The organism is Reichenbachiella sp. (assembly GCF_039941815.1).
GTDB lineage: Bacteria > Bacteroidota > Bacteroidia > Cytophagales > Cyclobacteriaceae > Reichenbachiella.
Genome location: NZ_JBDVDW010000010.1, coordinates 1 through 1,232, shown reverse-complemented (window position 1 = coordinate 1,232; position 1,232 = coordinate 1). Strand labels below are relative to the sequence as shown.

General features: G+C 46.2%; 1 protein-coding gene. It reads right to left on the bottom strand.

Going from position 1 to position 1,232, the window contains the following annotated elements; all coding sequences use genetic code 11:
• Nucleotides 1-950 (bottom strand): AAA family ATPase (locus ABJF11_RS00585; protein WP_348117170.1); only part of this gene is annotated, 950 nt, incomplete at its 3' end.
• Nucleotides 951-1,232 lie beyond the last annotated feature (282 nt).

The following is a 1,232-nucleotide window of genomic DNA, read 5'->3' as shown; positions in this document are numbered from 1 at the left end:
CGAAAGGATGATTCCTGAGATGGTTTTTCCACAAAGTAAATCTTCGCCTGCTCGTTTAACCTCTGCTCCGATGGCGAAGAAGCAATTCGAAATCGGAGTCGATCAATCAAATACTCACTATGAGTCTCAATGATGCATTGTTTATTGCACATCGACATCGAAAGAAAAAAGTCACCCAGTAATGTTTGAACTTTTGGATGTAAATGCAGCTCTGGCTGTTCGAATACGAGAGTTGAGTCAGTATCTGCTAGCAGGCACATAACAAGAATAGGCAGCACCTGGCTCACGCCGACACCAACGTGTGTCAAGTCGTGAGTATCTTTAGAACTTGCCAATCCTACCTTTAGCTCATGTCCCAATTTTCCCTTATCTTGACTATTGATCGAATCCGCAACGCCTAAGTACTGAAGCCAGTCCGTTACTGCTGTTTCAAGAGTCCTGGTAACAGGAGCCATTTTTTTCGAAGGCTCCGAAAAACCGTCAGATGGGAGATATCTAATCTGTTTGTTCTTGTGAAGATCTAACACAGCTGCGGTATGCTCTCCGCGTAATCCCACATCATAGGGATCCGCAGCAGGAGCTAGAGGGTATAGCGGTTTAGGTGCGTCTCTCAACGGCCCGAGGTACTTTATCGAATTCGCCCAGAATGATTCCATGTAGCGCGAAGCTTGAACAAACTGACTCGGTGGGGGCGCCTGTACGATCCTTAATGTATCCGCTGACTCAGAAGTCTCTGGTTTCATCGCCTGCAAAATACGCTCATAAAGGTCGTCGCATTCACCTAACGTCTGCTCGATCTTAAGGCGATCTGATCTTGAAACTGACCTGACCCTTTCATCCCACTCTTCTAGAGTCAGTGAAACTCCAAAGTCATCAAAAAGTGACTCTTGGCGATCGATACCACTCACAAAGCTATCAAAATCTATGGCGCTGGAAAGAATTTTTCTCAACACATCAAGCACTTCAGGCGATAGTCGGATTTGGCGTCTATTCCGCCGCACACTAAACGGACGCTCTCTATAATCCGCTTGAAGTGCGGCCGCAATTTCATTGGCCCCTTCCTCAACTGTATTGACGGAATAAACAATCCTTTCAGGTAAAAAGTGCCTAAGGATTGCGCCAATCGGCTTTGCAGAAACATAGCGAGAAGATATCTCGGATAAGGAAGCTTCATCCCCCTCTACCTGGAAACATAGGCTGTTGCGTATCCGTTCATCAATATCGTCCTCGAT